Origin of the sequence: Streptomyces sp. NPDC090445 (assembly GCF_044769385.1) — a bacterium.
Classification (GTDB): Bacteria; Actinomycetota; Actinomycetes; order Streptomycetales; family Streptomycetaceae; genus Streptomyces.
In genome coordinates this window covers 44,934-68,177 of the sequence record NZ_JBIVXV010000006.1, presented here as the reverse complement: position 1 = coordinate 68,177, position 23,244 = coordinate 44,934, and the positions used below count along the sequence as shown (strand labels likewise).

Below are 23,244 nucleotides of genomic sequence, written 5' to 3'. Positions count from 1 at the left end.
ACGCCGGCCTGCCCTCACGGCGGTGACTCCGCCCAGCCCTCCGGGCCGGCGCCGCGCCATTCGGCCACGTCCGGGTCGCCGAGGTCGAGGGCCTCGGGAGCCGTGACGCCGGCCTGGCGGAGGAGTTCGACGACGTCGCTGGGGCGGTCTGCGGTGCCCAGGACGACGCCGGCGTAGCGGACCTGGCGCCGCCCGTGCTCGTCGGGCGGGTCGAGGATGAGCTGTGCGGAGGCCATGGCCCCACCCTCGCCGCTCGGCGCCCGGCTCGCACTTCCTCGCGTCCCGTAGGAGCCTGCCCGTGTCGAAGGTTTGCGCGCCCGGACCGCGGTCAGGCGCGTCGGCAAGGTCCCTTCCGCACCCCTGGCGCGGATGAACCCACCCGGCACCGGCGTCACCGGCAGGTGCCGGAACGGAACGGAGGTGGGCCGTGACCGCCCGCGGTGAGAGCCCGTACCGCGCCCGCGCGGGCCGGGCCGGCCTTCCGGCGCTGCACGAGGCGCTGGACGAGGCGCTGACCGATGCGGTGCGGCGTACGGGTGCGTTCGCCGGCGGCCTGTTCCTCTGGGACGGGGACGGGGCGCTGCGGAAACTGGGGCTGGCCGTGCTGTACGGGGTGCCGGAGGAGGTGACCCGGCCCTGGAACCGGATCTCCGCGACGGCTCCGACACCCGTCGCCGACGCGGTGCGCGAGGACCGGCTGGTGTGGGTCGGCTCCCACGAGGACTTGGCCCGTGACTACCCCCGGGCCGCCGTCAGCCTGCCCTACCGGTCCGCACTGGCCGCCGCGCCGCTGCCGGGCGGCACGGCCCCCAGGGGTGCGCTGCTGCTGCTCTGGCCCGCCAGCCACCCCCGCACCGCCGGCCGCCGTGAGCAGCACCACATCACCGCGGCCGCCCGTCGTATCGCCCGGGTGCTGGACGGCGCCGCGCCCCCGCCCCCGGTGCCCGAGCGGCCGCGCGTCATCCCGCCCGCACCGCCCGCCCCGCGGGGCGGCGGCCGGGCCGCGCAGGCCGCGCAGGCCGCGGCCGACTGGATCGAACGCCTGCCCGAAGGTGCTCTGGCCCTGGACCTGGAGGGCCGGATCTCCTTCCTGGACGGCACCGCCGCCGCCCTGCTCGGCCGCAGCGCCGGGCAGCTGCTCGGAACCCGGCCCTGGCAGTCCCTGCCGTGGCTCGACATCCCCCTGGTCGAGGACCGCTACCGGACCGCCGTCATGAGCCGCGATCCGGTGGAGTTCACCGCCCTGCACCCGCCGGACCACTGGCTGTACTTCCAGCTCTATCCGGACGCCGGGGGCATCAGCGTCCGCATCACCCCCACCGGCCGCCCGGAGACCGGCGGGCAGCCCGGGCCGCCGGCCGGCCCGCCCCGCACGGAGGCGGCCGCGGCCCCACCGCAGACGGGCCGGATCTACCAGCTCCTCCACCTCGCAGCCGCCCTGACGGAAACCGTCGCCGTCCGCGACGTCGTCGAACTGGTCGCCGACCAGGTCCTGCCCGCGTTCGGCGCCGACGCCCTGGTCCTGTCCGCCGCCGAAGCCGGCCGCCTGAAGATCACCGGGCACTACGGCTACGACGCGGCCACCATCGACCGCCTCGACGGGCTGCCCCTGGACACGGAGCTGACCCCGGCCGGGCAGGTGATGGCCAGCGGCGTCCCCGCCTTCTACGGCAACGCGCGGGAGATCGCCCGCGAGTACCCCGGCGCGCCCCGCATCAGCGGCAAGCAGGCCTGGGCCTTCCTCCCGCTGACGATCTCGGGGCGCCCGGTCGGCTGCTGCATCCTCTCCTACCTCCGCCCCCACACCTTCACCGCCGACGAGCGCGCCGTTCTCACCTCCCTCGCCGGCCTGATCGCCCAGGCCCTGGACCGGGCCCGCCTCCACGACGCCGCCCGCGACCTCGCCCGCGGCCTCCAGCAGACGCTCCTCCCGCGCTCCCTGCCCGTCGTGCCCGGCCTCGAGATCGCCTCCCGCTACCTGCCCTCCGGCCACGGCATGGACATAGGCGGCGACTTCTACGACGTCATCCCCCTGGACACCACCACCGTCGCGGCCGTCATCGGCGACGTCCAAGGGCACAACGTCGCCGCCGCCGCGCTGATGGGGCAGGTCCGCACCGCCATCCGGGCCACCGCCGGAGCCCCGCCCGGCGAGGTCCTCACCCGTACCGGCCGCCTCCTGGCGGACCTGGACACCGACCTGCTCGTCTCCTGCCTCTACGTCCACATCGACCTCGCGCACCGGCTGGCGATCCTGGCCGGCGCCGGCCACCCGCCCCCGCTCGTCCACCGCCCCGGCACCCGCCCCCACCTCGTGGACCTCGACCCCGCCCCGCTCCTCGGCGCCGACGCCGACGTCCCGTGCCCCGTCACCCACCTGGACCTCACGCCGGGAACCCTGCTCGCGCTCTACACCGACGGCCTCGTCGAGAAACCCACCGCGGCCGGCATCGACCCGGACCGGGCCACCGCCGAACTCGCCTCCGTGCTCGCCGCACGCGCGGGAGCCGACCTGGACGACATCATCGAGGCCCTCGTCCACCCCGCCGGCCCCGTCACCCCCCAGACGGACGACGTCGCCCTGCTCCTCCTGCGCATCTGACTGATCCTCCCGCGCATCCGAAAAGGAGTTGGCCACCGGCGGCCGGGCTGTGACGATGCCCCGGATGAACCGGAACGCGGAGGCACGCAACACGGCGTTCGCATGCGGAGGATGCGGCGCCGCACTGTCGGCCCGGCTGTCCCGGGCAGCGCTTCCCCTGCACGCCCGTCAGACGTGGGGGCACGGACTGCTCCCGGTGCTGATGCAGCAGGGGACCTACGCCGTCGACCCCGACCCCTGGGGGCCGCCATGGCGACGGTGGCACGAGATCGGTGAGGACGAAGCGGCAGCCCGCGGGGTGTTCGCGCCCCAGCCGTCCCTGTCCTTCGGCTCCGCCGGAACGATCGTCGTGGCGCCGGGGGACACCCGCGGCACCGCCCTGATCCCCGGCCGGCACGGCGGGACCTGCTGCGGGCTGGACGGGAGCGACGGGCCGAACCTCGCCTGCGCGCACTGCGGCCTGGCGGTGGCGACCCGAATCGACGACTGCTCGCTGTGGCAGGAGGTGCGGTTCGACCCGGCCGCCGTACGCGCCGTGCCCGCCGACGAGGGCGACGGAGACGACGCGGGCCGGCACGGGCCGGACCTCTGGGAGGGGGCGGTGCCGACGAAAGACCCCGCACCGCCGGTCGATCCGTCCGGGGACTGGAACCCGCAGTGGGCGGCCGCGGTCGCGGCGGCGCTGGCCCACCTGCTGGCGGTCTCCGAGGGCCTGCCCGTGGCCCTCCCCGAAGGCCCCGTCGCGGCGCTGTTCGCGCCCGCGCTCGACGCGCTGACCCCGCCCGGGAATCCCGTGCTGACGGCGGCACCGGCCGGACCGGGCCTGCCCGAACCGGCCGCCGACATCCTCCTGGTGCCGCGGCACCCGCGGACGGGGACGGCATGGCAGCCGTCCGACGCCACCGCCGTGACCGTGCCGCTCGCGGCCGACGTGTGGACGCACCTGGCCTTACCCACCCGGCGGCGGCTCGTCCCGGCGCCGGGCACGCTGCCCGAGGGCATCCTCCGCGACGATCCCCTCCCCGATCACCCGTGGCAATCCTTCCGGCCCGACTGGGGAGTGTTCGTCCGCACGCTCGCCCGGCTGCCCGCCGTCCGCGGGCCTCGGCTGCGCGGCATCCACGACCGTGTGCGGGAGCGCCCGTACGCCCACCCGTTCTGAGGGGGCAGCCGTGTCGGTGACAGACCACAAGGTCGGCCGTACGACCCCTCCCGCCACGGACGAGGAGATACGCGCGGCGCACCGGTGGCCACCCTGCCGAGGGAACGCGTGGCCGAGGCGGCCGGGCACCGGGACGACCTCCGCAGACGGGCGGCGGAGGCCCTGCCGTTCGCCGTGCGGCCCAGTACGCCCAGGATCTGCGCCGACACCGCGGTCAGGGCAGCGGGCGGCGATGTCGGTGCCGTGTCCTACAGTCGGGCCGCATGACCGCCCCGACCGCCCCGATCACCCTGATCACCCACGCCGGCCCGGCCGCACCCCACGCGGTGGTCACCCGCATCGGCGGTGTGCCCCTGGCCGTGCCCGGGACCGCATGGCCGTCCTGCGCCGAATGCGCCGGCCCGCTGAAGTTCCTCGCGCAGCTCCTCCTGGACGAGTCCGGCTCCGCCGTCGCCGGCGGCGGCCGGCCGCACGCGCACGTGCTGGCGCTGTTCGCCTGCCAGAACCGCCCGGGCACGTGCCAGGACTGGAGCCCCACCTCCGGCGCGAACCGCGCCCTGCTCCTCCCGGCCCGCGGCCTGCGCCGCATCGCGCGGCCGCGGGGCCGGGACGTCGACCCCGAGAAGCTGTTCCTCGGCGCCGCCCACGCCGCCGAGCCGCAGGTCCTGCCGGACGCGGCGGACTACGACAGCGCTGTCACGGCCTGGGCGGCCCGGACCGGCAGGCCCCGGAACCACGTCCTCGGACAGCTGGGCGGCCCGCCGGCCTGGCTCCAGTACGAGCAGACTCCGGCCTGCGGTACCTGCGCCGAGCCGATGCGGCAGGCCGCTCAGCTGCAGGAGGGTCCCGATCCCGTCACCGCCTTGAACTTCGGCACCGGCCGCGGCCACGCCTTCACCTGCGTGCCCTGTGGCGAGGCCGTTTTCCTCTGGCAGTGCTGACCGCGGGGCCGCGCCGCGCTATGCGGGAGCGCCGGCCGAAGCGAAGGAGCACGGGCGAATCCGTATCCGCTCCCCGTCGAACACCACGGTCTCGCCCGGGAGGATCAGCAGACCCGCGCCGTCGTCCTCGCACGTGCTGTGGATGCGGCGGACCTGGACCGCCGGGCCGAGGACCCCGGCCATGAACACGGTCGGGTCGATCTCCCATCCGTGCCCGGCCAGCCAGCGCTCCAGTTCCTCGCTGTCCGCCGTCTCCGCCCCGCGCGGCCACGTGTGCGTGCTCGCCATGCCTACCCCCTGTAGCTGGTCGGATCACCGCCGCAGATGGTGTCACCCGCCTCTGACAACCGCCCCGCATTTCGGCGGCCCGCACCGTCCACGGTCGGGACCCCTGGCTGCGCCTCGGCGGTTCACACGGCCCGACAGCCTGGAGATGAAGACCAAAGGCCCTTGCCAGGCTTCGATTCCTCACTTCCCGTGTGTGGGCGACACCACTCGGACGGGGCGGCTCGCACCCGTCGGTGCGGCCGGGCGGGGGACCCTCCCTCCTTCGGCGGTCATCCCGCCGGGCGCGCACCGGATGCCCGCGCCCGCGCGGCACGTCACGCTGCGGTGCAAGGGCAGCCATCACCGCACAGACGAGGACCGAGCCATGTCCCACCTCCGGCGTATCGCCGTCACCACCGGGGCGGCAGTGCTGCTGCTCACGGCAACGGCCTGCTCGGCCGGCAAGACCACCGTGGGCACCATCACCTTCCGCGGCCACGACTCCCCGGTCGAGCTCACGTACTCGAACACACCCGTCCAGGGCTGCCACAAGATCCGCCTCCCGGACGGCGCGACTCACGTGGCGAACGACAGCGAGCTCGACGTCGTCCTGTACCGGACACCGGAGTGCGGGAAGACGGACAAGGCCCCCGGAATCTACGTCCCCATGTCCAGTGAGAACGAGACGGCGCCCGGCACACTGCCGTGGCGCAGCTTCTCCGTAGTTCACTGACCGGCCGACCGACCGACCGGTTCCGGGCCCGGCCCCGGAACCGGCCCCAACCCCAGCCCCGGAACTGTGGCGGGTGCTCACCGCCCCCTTCAGGGGCAGCCGGTGGCGGGGCGGTCGTGGACCAGGGCGCAGATCATCTGCTCGCCGCGGCGGCCCGGGTAGGCGGCGCGCAGGGCGGCCTGGAAGTCGTCCCACTGGCGGGCGATGTCCCGGCCGGCCAGGTCGGTGGCGCGCCGGAAGTTGCCGTTGCCCGAGCGGGGCGCGGCCGGGGTGTCCTTGGCGAGGGCGCCGTTGTGCCGGACGCGCCCGTCGCAGTCGGCCGGGCGCTTGCCCGTGGAGTCGAAGTCGGGGTAGCAGCCGGTGCTGAGTTCCTCGGGTACGAGGGCCGCGGCTTCCTTCGTCCAGGCGGCGTCCGTCATGGTGCTGTAGCGGCCGACGGCGAGGAACGGGGCGATGGCGGTCCGGGCCAGGCCGGGCGGGTTGGTGACGCCGATGGTGCCGGTGGTGCGGTCGGACCAGTTGCTGTGGGAGTAGAAGTCCTCGATCTGGTGCCAGCCGCGGCCGAGCTGTTCGAGTACGTGGCACTTGGCGCGGCCCGGTCTCTCGTCCCAGGGGCAGGGAGTCCCGAGGTCGGTGGCGCGGGCGCTGACGCGGCCCTCGGCGTCGACGAGCCCGTCCGCGGCGCGTACGGCGGCGCGGAAGCGGGCCACGGAGCTGCGGATGCAGGCCAGGAGCTCGGTGGTCGCCTCGTCCCTGGTGCGCGGGTAGCCGGGGGCGTGGCGCGGGGCGAGGTAGTCGGCGTTGTCGCAGTGCAGGATGCCCTGCCTGAAGTAGTCGCCCCGGTCGTTCGCGTTGACCGCGCCCGTGCGGGCGTCGGCCATCTCCTTCAGGGTCCGGGGCTCCCAGGGCAGTGCCGACCTGGTGATCGTCTCGTGGTTGTCGCCGGTGAAGGCGTGTGCGGGAGCCGGTGCCGCCAGGACGGTCGTGGCGGCGACGGCGCAGGCGAGCGCGACGAGTGCCGCGTGCGGATGCCGCGGATGCCGTGGACGCCGCCGTGGAGGTTCGCGGGTGAGGGACACGCGGGCCTCCCGGCGGGACGGATCCGGCCCCCGGCCCCAGGATCTCCCGGCCCTCCCGGTGCCGCATCCGCGGACGGGCCTCAGCCCGTGCCGTCGAAGCTCCAGGCCTCGATGTCGCGGTAGTGGATCGGTCCGGGGCCGCGGCCGAAGTTGCTGCCGACGAGGTGGAGGCGCTCGGTCGGCCAGCGGCGGCCGGTGAACCCGGCGAGCCGGGCGGCGGCCTCCACGGCGCTGGAGGAATCGGTTCGGCGGGACCGGGCCAGCGTGAGGTGGGGGTTCAGCGGCCGGCCCTGGAAGGGGACGCCGCTCTCCCTGACCAGGGCCCGTACCTCGGTGGCGAGCAGGTGCAGTCCTTCCAGGTCCCCGTCGATCCCGCTCCACAGCACCCGCTCGTCGAAGTGTCCGCCGCCGCGCAGTCCCAGCTGCAGCGGCCGGCGCGCCGCCGCGAGCCCGGCGAGCGGCGGCTTCAGCAGCGGCACGGCGGCGGCCGGGACCTCGCCGAGGAACGCGAGGGTGATGTGCCAGTCCTCGATGCGGTTCCACCGCATGCGGGGGTACGCGTCGTAGGCGGGCAGCAGCTCCCGCTCCAGCTCCTCCTTCGCGTCGTCGGGCGGGGCCAGCGCTATGAAGACGCGGATGGTCTCGGCCTGCATCTCTTCGTTCACGGAGACTTCGTACCGCGTCCGGGCGGGTTCCGTCACATCCCGCCCCGCGGATGCGGCGCGGGAGCCGGCGCCGAGCCCCTGTCCGCTGTCGGCGGCCGCGGCTATCGTCCTCCGCGAGGCGGGGCCGCAGTCGGCCGGATGAGCGGGAGGTCGCCGTGTCCGTGGGACGCAGGACGAAGACGCCGCGGCTTCCGCCGCGCTGGTTCATCCGCCTGGTCTGGTCCCTGCACCGGGGCGTGTACCGGGCCCTGGGCGGCCGGATCGGACTGTGGCGGCCGCGGGCCCGCGGCTGGGGCGCCCTGCGGCTGACCACGACCGGACGCCGTACCGGCCGGCGGCGGAGCGTGATCATCGCGTACGTGGAGGACGGCCCCCGGCTCGTCGCACTGGCGATGAACGGCTGGGGCGCGGGCGAGCCCGCCTGGTGGCTCAACCTCCGGGCGCACCCGGACGCGACCGTCGATCTCGCCGACGGGCTCCGGCGGGTACGGGGCCGGGCCGCGACGGGCGACGAGCGGTCGCGGCTGTGGGCCCGCTGGCGCGAGATCGACGGGAACCTGGACGCCTACGCGGCCCTGAGGCCGTCCGAGACCGCGGTGGTGGTCCTGGAGCCCGCACCGGCCGAGCGAATGCCATGATCCTGCCGTAATGCCGTAATGCCGTCGGGTCGGCTCCGGGCAGGCCGGGCGCTCATCCGAGGACGAGGGGGAGCCGCCCGCCCAGCCCGCTCACCTCGCCCAGCCCGTCCTCCTCCGCGTCGGTCGGGGGCCGCCGTCCGGTGCCGACGCGCAGCGCGGCCTCGTCGGAGAACGACGCGGGGAACGCCGCCCCAGCGATCTGCTCCAGCATCCGGCGCGACCGGGCGAGGCCCTCCGCGGGCGGTCCGGCCGCGTGCGGCAGGCGGGCGACGAGGTCGAGGTGGTGCAGCGTCCACTCCAGGACGTACGCGGCGAGGTAGTCGCCGGCCGTCAGCACCTGGCCGCGCGTACGGACCCGCAGGCCGGGGTCGGCCAGAGCGGCCGCCCGGCCGGCGGCGGAGCCGACGTCGTCGAGATGGAACTTCAGCAGCCCCGGCTCCCCGTACGCGGCGGCCAGCCGGACGGTCAGCGCGTCGAGCGGGTCGTCGCCGGTCGGCGGCGTGCCGGTGACCTCCCAGTAGGTCACCGCGTCGCGGGTCGGCTCCGCTGCCGCAGGGGTCACGAGGGTGATGAGGACGTCCTGGGCGTCGATGACCAGGTGGCACACGAGATCCCGCACGAGCCAGCCGGCGCACCCCGAAGGCTGCGCGAAGTCCTCGTCGGGAAGGTCGGCGACCGCCGCACGCAACGCCGTCCACGAGTGCGAGAAGAGATCCACGGCCGCACACGCTAGCGTGCCCGCCCACCCGCCGTCCCACCCACCTGCCGCGGCGAACCGCTTTGACCTTCGAGTGGGTTGAAACCCCATGATGCCGGCATGCCGCCTTCCGAACTGATGCCCATCGGGGTCTTCGCCCGGCGCAGTGGACTGACCCCCAGCGCCCTGCGCTTCTACGCGGACTCCGGACTGCTTCCCCCGGCCGAGGTCGACCCGGCCTCCGGCTACCGCTACTACGGCGCCGACCAGGTGGCGCGGGCGACCGCGCTGCGCCGGCTCCGCGAGATCGCCATGCCCCTCACCGCCGTCGCGGCGGTCCTCGACGCCGGTCCCGGTGAGGTGTCCCGGCTGATCGATGAGTACGTCGCACAGGTCCTTGGAGACGCGGTGGCGGCGCAACGCAAAGCCGTCCTCATCAAGTCCTCCCTCATCGAGCCCTCCCTCGCCGACGCGCCGGGCGTGGCGGTCGCCGCGCTGAAGGGCCCCGTACTGGCCGACGCGGTCGAGCAGATCCTGACCGCCACCGCACGAGAACCCGGCATGCCCGTACTCGGCGGCCTGCACATCGAGGCGGACCGGGACACCGTCACCCTGACCGCGACCGACCGCTACCGCCTCTCCACCCGCACCCTGGTTCCCGCCGAACCGGCGACCGCACCCTGGACCGCCACGGTCGACGGAGACGAACTGCGGGCCGCCGCCCCCGAGGTCCGCCGCAGCCCGCTGGTGCGCATCGAAGCGACCCCGCACTCCATCCGGCTCCGCATGCCCGACCGGGAGGACCGGCACTGCCGGCTGCTGCCGGACGCGTTCCCCGACCACCGGCTGGTGCTCGCCTCACTGCCCGAGGCCACCACCCGCGCAACCGTCCCCCGAGACCGCCTCCTGCGTGCCCTGGAGAACCACCCCGACGGGCCGATCACGCTGCTCGTGACCGACCGCGGCGTGCACGTCCCGACGGCGAACCCCGACCCCGGGCACCCCGACGTCCTGCTCCCGGCCACCGTGACGGGGGAGCCCCTCCGGCTCTCCTTCCGGCTGACCACGCTCTACCCGGCCGTCAGCACCGCCATCGGCCCCGACGTGATGCTGGACCTGCGAGGCCCCGAGCAGCCCGTCACGATCCGCTCCGCCGACCGCGGCGACCTCACCACCCTGGCCATGCCGGTCAACCCCGCCCACCACCCCGCCTGACCCCGAGAACGAGACGAGAGCCACCGCCATGACCGCCACTCCCCTCCCCAGCCCCGACCCCACCATGGAGGCCATCGGCCGAGCCGTCACCGAGGCCCAGGCCGGCGACGTGGCCGCCGCCCGCCGGAAACTCCTCGGCCTGTGGTCCGCGATCGGTGTCACCGGCGACCCGCTGCACCGCTGCACCCTCGCGCACCACCTGGCCGACCTCTACGAGGACCCGGCCCGAGCCCTGGTCTGGGACGTCCGTGCCCTCGACGCCGCCGACGCCCTGACCGAGCAGCGCCTGCAGGAGCATCAGGCCGGCCTTCGCGTCGAGGACTTCCATCCCTCCCTGCACCTCAACCTCGCCGACAACCACCGCCGCCTGGGATCCTTCGACGCCGCCGCCGAGCACATCAGGGCGGCCGAAGAGCACGCCCCCCGTCTCCGGCCGGACCCGTACGGCAATCTGCTGCGCACCGCCATCGGGGAGGTGGCCGAGGCCGTCACCCGGCGGGACACCGGCGCGCGGGACAGGTGAAGTCCGGTGCGGGTCCGCGCCCCGCGGGGGCGCGGGGAACTGCGCGACCCGCCCCCACCGGACCACGGGTTCGTGACCGGACTGCCGGCGGAGCGCCTAGGTTCGCCCGTATGACGCCGACGCCGGTCTCCTGGAACGCCGCTCTCGCCCGCCGCCTCTCCCGGCAGGCACTCGACCGCCCCGCGCCGGCGGTCGGCTCCGCGGGGATCGCCGACCTGGCCGCCGCGATGATGGGGGCGCACGCGCAGGTCCTCTCCGCCGCGGAGCTCTCGCTCGCGCTGCGCCTGGACGGTGTGACCCGGAGCGACGTCCGTACCGCGCTGTGGGCCGACCGTACGCTGGTGAAGACGTTCGGCCCCCGCGGCACCGTGCACCTGCTCCGCGCTGCCGACCTGCCCTGGTGGACCGGCGCGCTGGCCGCCGTACCCGGCTCGGGCGGCGGCCTGCCCGAGCCGGCGCGGATGACGCCCGAGCAGACCGACGACGTGATCGCCGCGATCACCGACGCCCTCACCGGCGCCGAACTCACCGCGGACGAGCTGACGGAGGCGATCGTGGCCCGGACCGGGCCGTGGGCGGGCGATCCCGTGATGCCCGCCTTCGGGACCATGTGGCCCCGCTGGCGGCAGGCCCTGCACACCGCGGCCCACCGGGGAGTGCTGGCCTTCGGCCCGGACCGGGGTCGCAAGGCGACCTACACCCGCCCGCAGTGCACCCCGCAGCCGGCCCGGACCGCCCTGGACACCCTCGTGGACGGCTACCTGCGCGCGTACGGTCCGGCCACCTCCCGGGACTTCGCCCGCTGGCTCGCCGCCCCCGAGCCGTGGACCGCCCGGCTCTTCCGGCAGCTGGCCGACCGGGCCCGGATCGAGGAGGTGTCCTTCGAGTCCGTACCCGCCTGGGTGGCCGCAGGCGACACCGGCTTCTCCGACTTCCCCGCCGGGCCGCCCCGCGGCCTGCGCCTGCTCCCGTACTTCGACGCCTACGTCGTGGCCGGCCGCCCGCGGGAGCGGCTCTTCCCCGGCGCCGCCCGCACCCGCGCCCTCTCCGGCGGCCAGGCCGGCAACCACCCCGTCCTGCTGGTGGACGGCGTGGCCGCCGGGGTCTGGCACCAGCGCCGCTCGGGCCGCCGCGTCGTCCTCACCGTCGAGCCGCTGGCTCCGCTGGGCCCCCGCGCCCGGCGCCTGCTGGAGGCGGAGGCCGAACGCACGGCGGCCATCCTCGAGGGCCGGGCCGAGCTCACGGTCGGCCCGGTCACCGTGGGACCGCACGCCTGAACCGCCGCGGCCGCCGTGCCCTACGCCTCCCGGGAGGCGGATTGGAGAAGGGATATTTCCCTCGCCACGGCGGACGCCTCCTCCTTCCGGTCCATGAGATCCAGCTGCTCCCGGAGCGCCGTGAGCGTTGCGACGAGAAGTCGCTGACGGCCCGATTCCAGCTCGCACAAGCGGCGCGCAGCCGCGACGGATTCGGTCCGCAAGGCCCGTACTATCTCGGGCCGGTCGGCGAATTCCTTGCTGTACTTTATGAGGTCGACAGCCAGGCGGGACAGGTACGCCAGCGGGCTGACCTGCACGAGCACCCGGTAGGCCGCGACTCGCTGACGGACCGTGGGCTTCTCCGACCCCAGGAGGGAAACCCTGGCCCGCAGCACCGCATCGTGATTGATATTCGCCGAGTGATTCATGAAGGGAATTCTGAAAGACCGACAGCCCCCGAACAAGGCGGATCGACTGTGCTGTTCACCCTACGAAAATACCGTCAGATATGTCATGATGGATACGTCTTAACCCCTGCGCCCTCATCCCGAAAGCCCCGGAGCCGCCCGGCGGGGCGGGATCGGGCGGAACCGCCGATCGGCCGCGCGCGGCACAACACGGCTGAGCCCCCTCGCCGGTCGCGAGGGGGCTCAGGACTGTTCGTTCAGCAGGACGCGGGCGGGATGCTCTGCTCGTACTTGAAGACGTTGTGCGGGTCGTACTCCGCCTTGATCGTGCGCAGTCGGTCGAAGTTGGATCCCCAGTAGGCGGTCTCCCAGTCCTGCATGCCGACGTTCGGCACGTTGACGTAGGCACCGTCCACGTAGGGGCGCAGTGCCTGGCTGAATTCGGCGATCCAAGCCTGGGCCTGCGGGGTGAGCGGGTCGCAGACGCCCGGCACGTCGGAGCGGGTCCCCCAGCCGGCGCCGGGCTCGGAGTAGAAGAGCGCGTCGCGGTGCGGGAACGCCGTGCCGCCGCGGGGGCTCTTCCTGACCGCCCCGCCGAACGCCTGCGTGAAGAAGTTGCTGTCGTCCGTGGGCGCGTCCCGAATGAACGAGGAGATCACGTCGATCGCCTTGTTCGGGAACGGCTTCCTGGTGAACTGCGAGAAGAACTTCCAGTTCGCGGGTTCGTCCGCGGTCGGGATCTGGAAGCCCGTGTACACGTCGCCCCAGTTCCCCACCTGCACCGACACCTGGGGGCTGTCGACCGACAGGATCGGGGCCAGCAGCTTCTTCGCCTCCGCGGGTGTTCCCTCCGCGAGGACCGCGAACAGCAGGATCTGGTTCCGGTGAATTTCGAGCTGGGTGCCGAGGCGGTCGTCCGTGTACGGCGCAGTGCGCTGCCAGGCGTCGAAGATCCTGCGCAGGTCGCCGATCCCGTCCCAAGTGGCCTGCACATACGTGACGCTCTTCAGCGGGGCCACTTTGTAGGTGAGTGAGGTGACGATTCCGAAGTTGCCGTTTCCCGCTCCGCGCAGCGCCCAGAGCAGGTCCGGGTTGTTGTGCAGGTCGGCCTTGACCACCTTGGCGCACTCGGCGCCTTCCGCGACGACGACCTCGGCACCGATCAGGCTGTCGCAGGCCATGCCGAGCCAGCGGGTGAGGAAGCCGAATCCGCCGCCGAGCGTTGCCCCGGACAGGCCCACGGTGCCTTCGGTGCCCGTCGTCACCGCGAGGTTCTGCTTCGCGAGCGTGGTCACCGCTTCCAGCTGGTTGAGTCCGGCGCCGACCGTCGCGACACGGGCGGCGCTGTCGATGCGGACCGACTTCAGCTCGCTGATGTCGATCACGAGGCCGTTGTCGACGTTCGACCAGCCCTCAAGGCTGTGGCGGCCGCTCCGGACCCGTACCGCGACGTCGTGCTGTCGCGCCCACGTCAGGGCGTTGACCACGTCCTGGGTGTTCTGGGCGAAGACGATGACCAGCGGATAGTGGGAGAAGAGCTGGTCCCAGCCGAGGCGGGCGTCCGTGTACCCGGGGTTGTCGGGGCGGACGATGCGGCCGGTCAGCTTCGCCGGCGAGCACTTTCCGTTCCCGGACGCGTCGTTCACGATGCTCGCACCGTGGGCCTCGGTGGCCTCGGTGGCCGCGATGCCCTGCGTGACGACCGCACCGGCACCGGCGACCGCCGTCGCCTTGAGCAGTTTACGGCGGGAAAAGTCGTTCATGGTCCGTTTCCTCTCGGCCACCAGCAGGCGCGAATGGTTCATTTGAAGGCGATTTGGGCGAAACGGACGGTAGCAAGGGTGACTGTGGCGGACTGCGTCGACACGCTCGGAACCGCGACCCCGAGGCGGCTGACGCCGTAGCTCCGGCATGCACCCGATGTGCTTGGCTGGTGATACGACCGCCCTGGCGGGGCAACGCACTTCCGTTCACCGGACAGGCGGGGCGGCCGACGGAGTGCCCCTCCCGGCGGTACGCTCGCCGACCGGCGCGTACCGGCGAATTCACCCCCTGGTCGGCAATCGGTCCTCGTGCGGCCGCCCGGTCGCGGGAGCGTGTCGCCCGCCATTCCAACTCCCGTACGAGAGAAGGACCATGACGACACGTCCTGTGGGGCGGGCCCTCGCGCTCGTCCTGGGCGGGGTGCTCGCCGCCTCGCTCGCGCTGCCGGCCGAGGCGCACGGCATCAAGGCCGTCCACCCGAAGGCCGAGACCCGGGCCCTGTTCGACGACGAGGCGGGCGGCGACGCCAACGCGGACGACCCGGCGATCTGGCGCAACCCCGCCGATCCGGGCCGCAGTCTGGTGATCGCCACCGCCAAGCAGGGCGGCCTGCGCGTCTACGACCTGGACGCCAAGGAGGTCCAGTCGCTTCCGGCCCCGGCCGGCCCCGGCGCCGACGACGCGCCCGGCCGGTTCAACAACGTCGACCTCGTGCACGGCCTGCGCGTCGGCGGCGCCCGCGCGGACGTCGCGGTGGTCAGCGACCGCGGCAACGACCGGCTGCGGATCTACCGGATCGACCGCGACCGGCCGGGCGGCCCGCTCACCGACGTCACCGACCCCGGCGCGCGGCCCGTGTTCTCCGCCGACCAGGGCGAGATCAACGAGCAGGCCACCGCCTACGGCCTGGCCACGTGGACGGACCGGACCACCGGGCGGTCCTACGCCCTGGTCAGCCGGCGCAGCCGCACCCGGATCGCGCTGCTGGAGCTCGTCACGACCGGCTCGGGCACGGTGGACTACCGCACCGTGCGCACCCTGGACCTCCCGTCCTCCTTCCGGCTGCCGAACGGAACCACCTGGGCGCCCTGCGCCGAGCCCGGCGAACTGCCGCAGGTCGAGGGCATGGTCGTCGACCCGGCGAACGGCACGCTCTACGCGGGCCAGGAGGACGTCGGCATCTGGCGGATCAAGGCGGACCTCACCGGCACCCCGCAGCTGATGGACAAGGTCCGCGAGTACGGCGTCCCCGGCGCGTACGACGAGGCCACCGAGGAATGCAGGCCGGGCGCCGACCCCGGATACGGCGGCACGCACCTGTCGGCCGACGTCGAGGGCCTGACCCTGGTCACCCGGCGCGACGGCGACGGGTACCTGCTGGCCTCCAGCCAGGGCGACAACCGGTTCGTCGCCTACGACCGCGAGCGCGACGAGGGCAACGAGTACGAGGGCGCCTTCCGCATCACCGCGGCCTCGGCCGCCCTCGACGGCTCGGAGGTCTGCGACGGCGCCGCCGCACTCAACGCGCCGCTCGGCGACAGGTACCCGAAGGGCCTGCTCGTCGTCCAGGACGGCCGGGAAACCCCCGGCGACGGCGACCGCGAGGCCACCGGCTTCAAGTTCGTCGACCTCGGCGACGTCCTCAACACCCTGGACTAGCGCGCGGGTTGGGGAACATTCCGGTCAGTCGCCGCGGCCGGCGGCCGGAGTCCCGTCCGTGCTCGCGGACAGGTACGCCTCCAGCTCGGCCGCCCCGGCCAGCATCGCCCGCCCGCGGGCGGACAGCCGGCGGTGCCAGTCGGACAGCGCGGCCTCCAGCGGCTCCGGCCCGCCGGCCGCCCGCACGTGGGCGATCAGCGGGGCGATCTGCTCCAGCAGGTAGCCGCCCCGCCTGAGCTGGTGGGCCAGCCGGGCATCCCGTACGTCGGCCTCGTCGTAGACGCGGTACCCGGTCCGCGGGTCGCGGCGCGGGCGCACCAGCCCGGCGTGCTCCCACTTGCGCAGCGTCGCGGGCCGGATTCCGAGCTTCTTCGCGAGTGGCCCGATGAACGCGCTGCCGGGCCCGGACAGGGCGGCCGCCCCGGACCGTGCCGCAGGCCCGGACCGTGCCGCAGGCCCGGACCGTGCCGCGGGCCCGGACCGCACCGCTGGCCCGGGAGCTGCAGCGGGCTCCAGGTCGCGGAGGGCACGCTCCACGGCCTGGAGGGTCCGCCGGTCGTCGAGGAGCTGGGCGTGGCTCTCGTCGACGATGCGCAACGCATCGTCGACCGCGCCCCGGTTCACGGCCTGCATGATCGACGTCGCCGTCCGGTGGCCGTGGCCGGGCACCAGGGCGAGGAACGCGCTCAGGGCCTTCGCGTGCAGCGGGGTGTAGGTGCGGTAGCCGTGCGGGGTGCGACCGGCGGCCGGAAGGATGCCGGCCTCCTCGTAGTTCCTGACTGCCTGCGTCGACAGGCCGTGCCCGCGTGCCAGATCGACCGGCCTGAGCCGCCCGCTGCTTTGAAGGTTTCTCCCCATGCAGCCGACAATATCGCGGGAAAGTTTCCACCGAAGGTTCAACGATAGCGTTGAAGGCATGGCAACCGACATCAAGGAAACCACCCGCACCGTCGACGCCGCCGCCGTCATGGGGCTGCTCCCGGCCCGGCCCCGGCTGCTCGCCCTGGGCGAGCCCACCCACGGCGAGGACGCGCTGCTCGACCTGCGCAACGAGATCTTCCGGCAGCTCGTCGAGCAGGAGGGCTACCGGACGATCGCGATCGAGAGCGACTGCCTGATGGGCCTGGCCGTGGACGACCACGTCACCTCGGGTACGGGCACGCTCGACGAGGTCATGGAGCACGGCATCAGCCACGGCTGGGGCACCTCCGCCGCCAACCGCGAACTCGTGCGCTGGATGCGCGCCCACAACGAAGGCCGGCCCGCGTCCGAACACGTCCGCTTCGCCGGCTTCGACGGCCCGCTGGAGATCACCGCCGCCGCGAGCCCCCGGCAGGCCCTCACCGCACTCCACGCCTACCTCTCGGCCCGGGTGGACGCGGACCTGCTCCCCTGCACCGCGGAAACACTCGACCGCCTGCTCGGCACCGACGACCGGTGGACCTGTCCCGCCGCGATGACGGACCCGGCCCGGTCCGTGGGCCGGTCGGCCGAAGCCGGGGAGCTGCGGCTGATCGCCGACGATCTGGCGGCGCTGCTCGACGAGCAGTCGCCGCACCTCCTCGCGGCGACCTCGCGGGACGACTGGGACCGGGCGTGCCTGTACGCGCGCACCGCCACCGGCCTGCTGCGCTACCACCACTGGATGGCCGACACCTCACCGGCCCGGCTGACCCGGCTGGTGGGCGTGCGCGACCGGATGATGGCGCAGAACCTCCTCGCCGTCGCCGCCCGCGGCCCGGCAATCGTCCACGCCCACAACGCCCATCTCCAACGGCAGAAGAGCACCATGCAGATGGGCGGGAAGCCGCTGGAGTGGTGGAGTGCCGGCGCGCTGGTGAGCACCCGGCTCGGGGAGGAGTACGCCTTCGTGGCCACCACCCTCGGCACGATCCGGCACCGGGGCGTGGACACGCCGCCGCCGGACACCGTCGAAGGACTCCTGTACACGCTGCCGGAGGACCGGTACGTCATCGACGCCCGGCAGCTGGCCGCCGCCCTCGGCAACACACCGCCCGCCCCCCGCACATCGCCCTGGTTCGGCTACGCCCCGCTCGACCCGGCCCACCTGGCGGACAGCGACGGGATCGTGTTCGTCAAGGACGTCCCGCAGCGCTAGCGACCCCGCCGGGGCGGCGCGATGCGTATCCGCTGCTCCTCGGGCGCGTTCTCGATGTCGTCGAGCTGCGCCGCGATCGTGCGGCGCAGACCGCCTGGAACGCGGCGGCACACGCCAGGGCCACGTTCAGTGTCTCGCTCACGTTCTGCGAGGACGCCGCCATCGTCGGCGTCGAGATCAGGAACCTCGGGTTGACCGCCCCCGACCGGACACACACCGCGCTGCCCACCGGAAGACGGCCGGCGAACCCGTCGCGGACCGCCTGCTGCACGCGCAGCCGGCAGACGGGAGAGTCGGCAGACCGGAGGGTCGGTCAGAGTGGAGGGCGGGCGGCCCGGGGGATCACAGGGTTTCGCTCAGCGAGTCCGCCAGGCGCCGCCGCGCCGCCCGCGTCGCCGGCAGCGCCGCCGCCGCGACCGCGCCCAGCACCGCCCCGGCGATCACCGTGAGCAGCACGGGCAGGGGCGGCAGCTGGGCGATCCCGGCGCCGATCCCGCTCGACGCCCCCTGGGCGTCCACGAGCCATCGGCCGGCCAGCGCACCGACCGCCGTCCCCAGGACGGCGGAGGCCAGCGCGGTCAGCCCGGCGGCCGTGACGATCATGGCCCCGATCTGCCGGGGGGTGAGGCCGATCGCCTTCAACGCGAGCAGGTCCCGCCCCCGGTCGCGGACGCCCGTACTGATCAGCGTCAGCAGCTCGGTCAGCCCGATCAGCGCCAGTACGGCGACCAGGGCGGCGATCACCGCCCGGGCCGGCTCCAGCCGGTCGGCCGGGTTGGGGGTCTCGCGGATCTCCAGCGTTCCGGCCGCCGCCCCGGCGAGCGCGCCGCTCACCGCCCGCGGGTCGGCGCCCTCGTGCAGCACCAGGGCGTGGTAGTCGGGCCGCAGCTGCGGGTCGCGCTCCCGCAGGGCGTCCACGGTCGTGGTGATCACCCGGCCGCCGGACTCGGGCTCGATGGTGCGGCCGACGAGATGGAGGATCTGCGGCCGACCTGCGACGGTCATCCGCACCCAGTCGCCGACGCGGACCCCGAGGAGGTCGAGCAGCCCCTGCCCGGCCACGGCCTCGTCCGGACCGCCGGCCGCGCGCCCCTCCACCACCGCCGAGGGGTACGGGTCCTGCGCCGTGCCCAGCCCGCGGAGCGTGATCGTGCCGGTCTGCCCCGGTACGAGCGCCGCCATCTCCGCGCCCGGGTGGACCGCGGCGATGCCCGGGACCGCCGCGAGGGCCTTCTCCAGTTCCGTGTCCGACGGTCCTCCGGGCTGCTGGGCGCGCACGGTCAGGGCCGCGGGCATGCCGACCGTCGCGGGCCGGCTGCGGAACTGGTCCAGCGTCGACCAGGTGACGAGCGCGACCGTGATGAGGGCCAGGGGCAGGGCGAGCCGGAGTACCGGCACCAGCGTCCGCCGGCGGCGCGGGAACGCGGCCCGCCACCCCAGGACCAGGGCGGGCGGAACCCGTGTCCCGAGGGCGCGCCGGCCGAGCGCGGTCATCGGCGCGGCGGACGGCAGGGCCGCCCGGGCCACCGGGACGGGCGGCACCCGCCCGGCCCGCCAGGCGGAGAGCCCCGTGGCGGCCGCGATCAGCAGCACGGCACCGCAGGGGATGCCGATCATCAGGGCGGTGTGGCCGGGCAGGCCCTGCCACACCTCGGCCGCGTCCCCGATCCGCCCCGGTATGCGGGCGCCCAGCAGGGCGATCGCCGCGGTGCCGAGGGCCACGCCGAGCAGGGCGAAGGCCAGGTGCTGGACGAGGAAGCCCCGGGTCACCTGGCCGGGGGTGAAGCCGACGGCCTTGAGGACGGCGATGTCCCGCAGCTGCCCGCGGACCCGCGCGGCGATCGCCCCGGACGCGGCGAGCGCGGCCGCGAGCAGCGCGCCGAGTCCGAAGACGGCGAAGACCTGGCCGAGGAGCCGGTCGTCGCCGCCGGCCTCGGCCCGCGCCTGCTGCCATTTGGTGACCTGGGCCACGCGGTCCGCGCCGAGGACGGTCACGGCCCGCTGGACGGTGAAGTCGGTGTCGCCGGGATCCTGCAGGCGCAGCCCCACGCTCTGCCCGACGGGCTGCCCCTGGGCCATCGCGTCGAGGGCGGGGGAGAGGACCCAGCCGATGCCCGGTGCGCCGCCCGGCCGGTAGCGGGGCTCGGCCGCCTCGGCCAGGCCGCTCACCCGCAGGGTGCGCGGGGTGCCGTCCGGCCCGGTGACCCGTACGGTGTCGCCCGGCTCGGCCCACAGCGCGCGGGCGACCGAGGCTTCCAGCACGATCGAGCCGTCCAGTCCGGCGGAGCCGTCCCGGTCGGGGTCGTCGTCCGGCGGGGCCAGCCAGCTGCCGGCGGTGACGAGCGGCCGCCCCGTGTCCGGCGGCGTCACCTCGGCGGCGCGCAGTGTGACCGGGGCCCGGGCGCCGCGTGACTCGACGGTGGTCGCCGCCGTGCGGAACGGCCCGGAGACCGAGGCGACCCCGTCCAGGCCGGACAGGGCGTCCATGTCCGCCCCGGGGCGGGTGTGCAGCCAGACGTGCGCGCCCCGGGACTGGTTGAAGCTCCGCTGCCAGGGGTTCGCGGCGTACCCGAACAGCGCGCCGGCCAGCAGCAGCGAGGCGATGATGCCGGCGCTGGCCAGGACGACGAAGAGGGCTTCGCCGCGGTGTGCGCGGAAGTCGGCGTGTGCCCAGCGCAGTGTGGCCCGCACGGTCAGTCCTTCAGGTCGAGGACGCGGGAGACTCCGCCGGGCCGGCTCTGACGGCCGTCGCCGGCCCCGAGCCGGGCGTCGTCGGCGATCCGCCCGTCGAAGAAGCTGATGACGCGGTCGGCGGCGCTGGCCATCCGTGCGTCGTGCGTCACCATCATGATCGTCTGGCCGCGCTGGTGGAACCGGGACAGCAGCCGCAACACCTCGCGGGTGCCCTTGCTGTCGAGGCTTCCGGCCGGTTCGTCGGCGAGGAGCAGGGCGGGGTGGTTGACCAGGGCCCGGGCGAGGGCGACCCGCTGCTGTTCGCCGCCCGACAGCTCGCCGGGCATCGCCCGCTCGCGGCCCTCCAGGCCGAGTTCGGCGAGGAGCTCGGCGCGGGATGCGCGGGCGGCCTTGGGGGAGGCGCCGGCGAGCAGGGCGGGCAGTTCGACGTTGTCGGCGACGGTGAGGTTGGAGACCAGGTTGAAGAACTGGAAGACGATGCCGATGCTGCGGCGCCTGAGCACCGCCCAGCGGGCCTCGCGGTACGCGTCGACCCGCTCGCCGCCGATCCACAGCTTGCCCGCGTCCGGCCGCTGGAGGCCGCCGATCAGGTGCAGCAGCGTGGACTTCCCGGCTCCGGACGGCCCGGTCACGGCGACGAACTCGCCGGGCCGGACCGTGAGGTCCACCCCGCGCACCGCGTGGACCGGGGCACCCTCGCCGTGGTGCGTCTTGGCCAGGCCCTCGGCCCGGACTATGGGCACGTCCGGAGCGGCGGTGGCGGCGTCGCTCATTCCAGCTCCTCCTGGCAGCGTTCCAGCCAGTCGAGGTCGGCCTGCAGGTGCAGCATGGCGCCCTCGATCAGCAGTTGGGAGATCTTGTTGTCGCGGTCCTCGGCTGCGGCCAGCTTCGACAGGTCCCGCATGGTGTTCAGGTACTGCCGCCGCTGCTTGTTGATCAGCGCGATCGGGTCGGCCATCCCCGATTCCGGTGCGAGGGCGATCTTCATGAAGAACTCGTCCCGTACCCGGGGCTCCTCGGCGGTGTCCTCGAACCAGGCCTGCACGGCCTCGCGCCCGGCGTCCGTCAGCCGGTACGTACGCTTGTTGGGCCGGCCCGACTGCTCGACGTCCTCGCCCTCGATCAGACCGCTCTTCTCGAGCCGTCCGAGCGTGACGTAGATCTGGCCGACGTTCGGCTGAGGGTACGCGGCGCCCAAGAGCTTCTCAAGGCCCTGCTTCAGCTCGTAGCCATGGGCCGCGCCACGCGTGAGGAGTGCCAGGAGCGCCAGACGCACTCGCTCCCCCCTCCTTCTCGCTCCGTAGTCAACCGTTCACCGGGCAGCGGCCGTTCTGGGCCGCCGCCCACCCCGTCTGCCTGGGCGTCTAGTATCGCGCATGCCTAACAGGTATATATAGGCCGCAATGTTCGGCAGCGCAGCCGGATCGTGCACTGGGAGGAACCTATGCGGTGGATGCGTGCCGCGGGTAGGGCTCTCCTGGTCGCGGCGGTGGTGGCGGCGGGGTACGCCGGCTTCGGCGTCCGCTCCGATGCGGGCGCGGACGGGGCCCGCGGCCCCCTGACGCTCGCGACGGCGGGCGACCTGACCGGCTACCTGTCCCCGCTGCTGGCCGACTGGAACGAGAGCCGTCCCGGCGAGCGCGTGACGCTCGTGGAACTGCCCGACTCGGCCGACGAGACCCGGGCGCAGATGATCAGCGAACTGCGCTCGGGCGGCCACCGCTTCGACGTGCTGAACATCGACGTCGCCTGGACGTCCGAGTTCGCCGCGGCCGGATGGATCTCCCCGCTGGAGCGCGGCCGCTTCCCGCTGGACGCGTTCCTGCGGCCGGTCGTCGACACGGCGACCTTCGACGGCCGGCTCTACGCGGTCCCGTACGTCACGAACGCGGGGCTGCTCTACTACCGCAAGGACATCCTCGACCAGGAGGGCGAACGGCCGCCGCGGACCTGGGCCGACCTGGCCCGGCAGGCCCGCACGATCGCCCCGAAGCACGGCCTGGACGGCTACGCCGGCCAGTTCCTGCCCTACGAGGGGCTCACCGTCAACGTCACCGAGGCCGTGCACTCGGCGGGCGGATCGATCCTGCGGGACGACGGCGCACGCGTCGCCGTGGACTCCGACGCGGCGCGCGCGGGACTGCGGTTCCTCGCGGACGGCGTGCGGGACGGCTGGATCCCCCGCGAGGCGCTCGGCTGGAAGGAAGAGGAGTCCCGGCAGGCGTTCCAGGACGGCCGGCTGCTGTTCCTGCGCAACTGGCCCTACGTGTACGCGAACGCCGGCGCCGAGGGCTCGAAGGTCGCTGGCCGGTTCGGGGCCGTGCCGCTGCCCGGACCCGACGGTCCCGGCACCAGTGTGCTCGGCGGCTCCAACCTCGCCGTCAGCAGCCATGCCCGGCATCCGGCGACGGCAGCCGACCTGATCTCCTACCTCACCAGCGAACCGGTCCAGCGGAAGGTCCTCACGAAGGGCTCGCTGCCGCCCGTGCGCGCCGCGCTGTACGAGGATCCCGAGCTGATCCGCGCGTACCCGTACCTGCCGACGCTCCGGCAGAGCGTGCTGGCGGCCGTGCCGCGGCCCAAGAGCCCGCGCTACGACCAGGTGAGCATCGCCGTGCAGGCGGTGGCGCAGGACCTGATGGCGCTGCGGCAGACCCCCGAGCAGTCCGTGGCGCGGCTCGCGCGCGAGCTCGGAGCCCTCTCCCGCAAGGGCTGATCGCACTCCTTCTTCACCTCCCCGAAGGGCATCTACTTACATGTTAAGTAGATGCCCTTCGTTGTGCACGCGGGTATTTCGGTACAAACCACCCCAGCTTTCGG

22 protein-coding genes are annotated in these 23,244 nt (G+C 74.1%); 11 read left to right on the top strand and 11 right to left on the bottom strand.

Annotated features, from left to right (window positions below; genetic code table 11):
- Nucleotides 1-14: 14 nt before the first annotated feature.
- Nucleotides 15-236: a hypothetical protein gene (locus tag ACIQUT_RS15410; RefSeq protein WP_403563308.1), complete on the bottom strand. Its 222-nt coding sequence runs from the start codon at nt 234-236 to the stop codon at nt 15-17.
- A 191-nt stretch (nt 237-427) separates the two neighbouring features.
- Here ACIQUT_RS15410 and ACIQUT_RS15405 point away from each other — a divergent pair, with 191 nt between their 5' ends.
- The 3 genes from ACIQUT_RS15405 (at nt 428) to ACIQUT_RS15395 (ending at nt 4,705) form a co-directional block, all read left to right on the top strand.
- Nucleotides 428-2,602, top strand: a complete 2,175-nt coding sequence (locus ACIQUT_RS15405; RefSeq protein ID WP_403563306.1) for a SpoIIE family protein phosphatase — start codon at nt 428-430, stop codon at nt 2,600-2,602.
- Nucleotides 2,603-2,666: 64 nt separating this feature from the next.
- Nucleotides 2,667-3,764 (top strand): hypothetical protein, encoded by a 1,098-nt coding sequence (locus ACIQUT_RS15400; protein ID WP_403563304.1) that lies wholly within the window; start codon nt 2,667-2,669, stop codon nt 3,762-3,764.
- Nucleotides 3,765-4,027: 263 nt separating this feature from the next.
- The gene (locus tag ACIQUT_RS15395; RefSeq protein WP_403563301.1) at nt 4,028-4,705 is read left to right on the top strand and encodes a hypothetical protein; all 678 of its coding nucleotides are present in this window, start codon (nt 4,028-4,030) and stop codon (nt 4,703-4,705) included.
- Between the two features lie 18 nt (nt 4,706-4,723).
- Here the strand turns inward: ACIQUT_RS15395 and ACIQUT_RS15390 are convergent, their stop codons facing one another.
- Nucleotides 4,724-4,993: a hypothetical protein gene (locus ACIQUT_RS15390; RefSeq protein WP_403563298.1), complete on the bottom strand. Its 270-nt coding sequence runs from the start codon at nt 4,991-4,993 to the stop codon at nt 4,724-4,726.
- A 364-nt stretch (nt 4,994-5,357) separates the two neighbouring features.
- On the opposite strand from ACIQUT_RS15390, the gene ACIQUT_RS15385 reads away from it, so the two are divergent.
- Nucleotides 5,358-5,705 carry a hypothetical protein gene (locus ACIQUT_RS15385; RefSeq protein ID WP_403563295.1) on the top strand — a complete coding sequence of 116 codons (348 nt, stop codon included), beginning with the start codon at nt 5,358-5,360 and terminating at the stop codon, nt 5,703-5,705.
- An 89-nt stretch (nt 5,706-5,794) separates the two neighbouring features.
- On the opposite strand, the gene ACIQUT_RS15380 is transcribed toward ACIQUT_RS15385, so the two are convergent.
- Entirely contained in the window at nt 5,795-6,784 is a 990-nt protein-coding gene (locus ACIQUT_RS15380; protein WP_403563293.1) for a hypothetical protein, read from the bottom strand.
- An 80-nt stretch (nt 6,785-6,864) separates the two neighbouring features.
- On the bottom strand, nt 6,865-7,437 hold the full coding sequence (gene thpR, locus ACIQUT_RS15375) for an RNA 2',3'-cyclic phosphodiesterase (protein ID WP_403563668.1): 573 nt from the start codon (nt 7,435-7,437) through the stop codon (nt 6,865-6,867).
- Nucleotides 7,438-7,610: 173 nt separating this feature from the next.
- Between thpR and ACIQUT_RS15370 the strand changes: the two genes are divergently transcribed.
- Nucleotides 7,611-8,087: a nitroreductase/quinone reductase family protein gene (locus ACIQUT_RS15370; protein WP_403563290.1), complete on the top strand. Its 477-nt coding sequence runs from the start codon at nt 7,611-7,613 to the stop codon at nt 8,085-8,087.
- A 52-nt stretch (nt 8,088-8,139) separates the two neighbouring features.
- Here ACIQUT_RS15370 and ACIQUT_RS15365 read toward each other — a convergent pair whose 3' ends face one another.
- Complete coding sequence (locus ACIQUT_RS15365; RefSeq protein ID WP_403563288.1) at nt 8,140-8,805, bottom strand: maleylpyruvate isomerase N-terminal domain-containing protein; 666 nt, start codon at nt 8,803-8,805, stop codon at nt 8,140-8,142.
- A gap of 99 nt (nt 8,806-8,904) precedes the next feature.
- On the opposite strand from ACIQUT_RS15365, the gene ACIQUT_RS15360 reads away from it, so the two are divergent.
- The 3 genes from ACIQUT_RS15360 (at nt 8,905) to ACIQUT_RS15350 (ending at nt 11,799) form a co-directional block, all read left to right on the top strand.
- Entirely contained in the window at nt 8,905-9,999 is a 1,095-nt protein-coding gene (locus tag ACIQUT_RS15360; RefSeq protein WP_403563286.1) for a MerR family transcriptional regulator, read from the top strand.
- A 28-nt stretch (nt 10,000-10,027) separates the two neighbouring features.
- Nucleotides 10,028-10,522, top strand: a complete 495-nt coding sequence (locus ACIQUT_RS15355; protein ID WP_403563284.1) for a hypothetical protein — start codon at nt 10,028-10,030, stop codon at nt 10,520-10,522.
- A gap of 110 nt (nt 10,523-10,632) precedes the next feature.
- Nucleotides 10,633-11,799 (top strand): winged helix DNA-binding domain-containing protein, encoded by a 1,167-nt coding sequence (locus ACIQUT_RS15350; RefSeq protein ID WP_403563281.1) that lies wholly within the window; start codon nt 10,633-10,635, stop codon nt 11,797-11,799.
- Nucleotides 11,800-11,819: 20 nt separating this feature from the next.
- On the opposite strand, the gene ACIQUT_RS15345 is transcribed toward ACIQUT_RS15350, so the two are convergent.
- Both ACIQUT_RS15345 and ACIQUT_RS15340 read right to left on the bottom strand, forming a co-directional pair.
- Nucleotides 11,820-12,209, bottom strand: a complete 390-nt coding sequence (locus ACIQUT_RS15345; protein ID WP_403563279.1) for a hypothetical protein — start codon at nt 12,207-12,209, stop codon at nt 11,820-11,822.
- A 236-nt stretch (nt 12,210-12,445) separates the two neighbouring features.
- Entirely contained in the window at nt 12,446-13,951 is a 1,506-nt protein-coding gene (locus ACIQUT_RS15340; RefSeq protein WP_403563277.1) for an FAD-binding oxidoreductase, read from the bottom strand.
- A gap of 373 nt (nt 13,952-14,324) precedes the next feature.
- Here ACIQUT_RS15340 and ACIQUT_RS15335 point away from each other — a divergent pair, with 373 nt between their 5' ends.
- The gene (locus ACIQUT_RS15335; protein ID WP_403563275.1) at nt 14,325-15,611 is read left to right on the top strand and encodes a phytase; all 1,287 of its coding nucleotides are present in this window, start codon (nt 14,325-14,327) and stop codon (nt 15,609-15,611) included.
- A gap of 24 nt (nt 15,612-15,635) precedes the next feature.
- Here the strand turns inward: ACIQUT_RS15335 and ACIQUT_RS15330 are convergent, their stop codons facing one another.
- On the bottom strand, nt 15,636-16,469 hold the full coding sequence (locus tag ACIQUT_RS15330) for a TioE family transcriptional regulator (RefSeq protein ID WP_403563272.1): 834 nt from the start codon (nt 16,467-16,469) through the stop codon (nt 15,636-15,638).
- Nucleotides 16,470-16,527: 58 nt separating this feature from the next.
- Here ACIQUT_RS15330 and ACIQUT_RS15325 point away from each other — a divergent pair, with 58 nt between their 5' ends.
- Nucleotides 16,528-17,730, top strand: coding sequence for an erythromycin esterase family protein (locus ACIQUT_RS15325; RefSeq protein ID WP_403563270.1), 1,203 nt, complete (start codon nt 16,528-16,530; stop codon nt 17,728-17,730).
- Between the two features lie 342 nt (nt 17,731-18,072).
- Here ACIQUT_RS15325 and ACIQUT_RS15320 read toward each other — a convergent pair whose 3' ends face one another.
- Genes ACIQUT_RS15320 through ACIQUT_RS15310 form a run of 3 tightly spaced genes read right to left on the bottom strand, consistent with a single transcriptional unit; the run spans nt 18,073 to nt 21,700 of the window.
- A complete protein-coding gene (locus ACIQUT_RS15320; RefSeq protein WP_403563268.1) occupies nt 18,073-20,421 on the bottom strand; it encodes an FtsX-like permease family protein in 2,349 nt (782 codons plus the stop codon).
- A 2-nt stretch (nt 20,422-20,423) separates the two neighbouring features.
- On the bottom strand, nt 20,424-21,197 hold the full coding sequence (locus ACIQUT_RS15315; RefSeq protein ID WP_403563266.1) for an ABC transporter ATP-binding protein: 774 nt from the start codon (nt 21,195-21,197) through the stop codon (nt 20,424-20,426).
- Nucleotides 21,194-21,700, bottom strand: coding sequence for a PadR family transcriptional regulator (locus ACIQUT_RS15310; RefSeq protein ID WP_403563264.1), 507 nt, complete (start codon nt 21,698-21,700; stop codon nt 21,194-21,196). Before ACIQUT_RS15310 ends, ACIQUT_RS15315 begins: the two co-directional genes overlap by 4 nt.
- Before the next feature lie 168 nt (nt 21,701-21,868).
- Here ACIQUT_RS15310 and ACIQUT_RS15305 point away from each other — a divergent pair, with 168 nt between their 5' ends.
- Nucleotides 21,869-23,140, top strand: a complete 1,272-nt coding sequence (locus tag ACIQUT_RS15305; RefSeq protein ID WP_403563262.1) for an ABC transporter substrate-binding protein — start codon at nt 21,869-21,871, stop codon at nt 23,138-23,140.
- Nucleotides 23,141-23,244 lie beyond the last annotated feature (104 nt).

Bases quoted from the DNA above. Each gene is read 5' to 3' on its own strand.
- ACIQUT_RS15410 (WP_403563308.1), bottom strand. From the start codon at position 236: ATGGCCTCCGCACAGCTCATCCTCGACCCGCCCGACGAGCACGGGCGG.
- ACIQUT_RS15400 (WP_403563304.1), top strand. From the start codon at position 2,667: ATGAACCGGAACGCGGAGGCACGCAACACGGCGTTCGCATGCGGAGGA.
- ACIQUT_RS15395 (WP_403563301.1), top strand. From the start codon at position 4,028: ATGACCGCCCCGACCGCCCCGATCACCCTGATCACCCACGCCGGCCCG.
- ACIQUT_RS15390 (WP_403563298.1), bottom strand. From the start codon at position 4,993: ATGGCGAGCACGCACACGTGGCCGCGCGGGGCGGAGACGGCGGACAGC.
- ACIQUT_RS15385 (WP_403563295.1), top strand. From the start codon at position 5,358: ATGTCCCACCTCCGGCGTATCGCCGTCACCACCGGGGCGGCAGTGCTG.
- thpR (WP_403563668.1), bottom strand. From the start codon at position 7,437: ATGCAGGCCGAGACCATCCGCGTCTTCATAGCGCTGGCCCCGCCCGAC.
- ACIQUT_RS15360 (WP_403563286.1), top strand. From the start codon at position 8,905: ATGCCGCCTTCCGAACTGATGCCCATCGGGGTCTTCGCCCGGCGCAGT.
- ACIQUT_RS15355 (WP_403563284.1), top strand. From the start codon at position 10,028: ATGACCGCCACTCCCCTCCCCAGCCCCGACCCCACCATGGAGGCCATC.
- ACIQUT_RS15350 (WP_403563281.1), top strand. From the start codon at position 10,633: ATGACGCCGACGCCGGTCTCCTGGAACGCCGCTCTCGCCCGCCGCCTC.
- ACIQUT_RS15345 (WP_403563279.1), bottom strand. From the start codon at position 12,209: ATGAATCACTCGGCGAATATCAATCACGATGCGGTGCTGCGGGCCAGG.
- ACIQUT_RS15340 (WP_403563277.1), bottom strand. From the start codon at position 13,951: ATGAACGACTTTTCCCGCCGTAAACTGCTCAAGGCGACGGCGGTCGCC.
- ACIQUT_RS15335 (WP_403563275.1), top strand. From the start codon at position 14,325: ATGACGACACGTCCTGTGGGGCGGGCCCTCGCGCTCGTCCTGGGCGGG.
- ACIQUT_RS15330 (WP_403563272.1), bottom strand. From the start codon at position 16,469: ATGGGGAGAAACCTTCAAAGCAGCGGGCGGCTCAGGCCGGTCGATCTG.
- ACIQUT_RS15325 (WP_403563270.1), top strand. From the start codon at position 16,528: ATGGCAACCGACATCAAGGAAACCACCCGCACCGTCGACGCCGCCGCC.
- ACIQUT_RS15315 (WP_403563266.1), bottom strand. From the start codon at position 21,197: ATGAGCGACGCCGCCACCGCCGCTCCGGACGTGCCCATAGTCCGGGCC.
- ACIQUT_RS15305 (WP_403563262.1), top strand. From the start codon at position 21,869: ATGCGGTGGATGCGTGCCGCGGGTAGGGCTCTCCTGGTCGCGGCGGTG.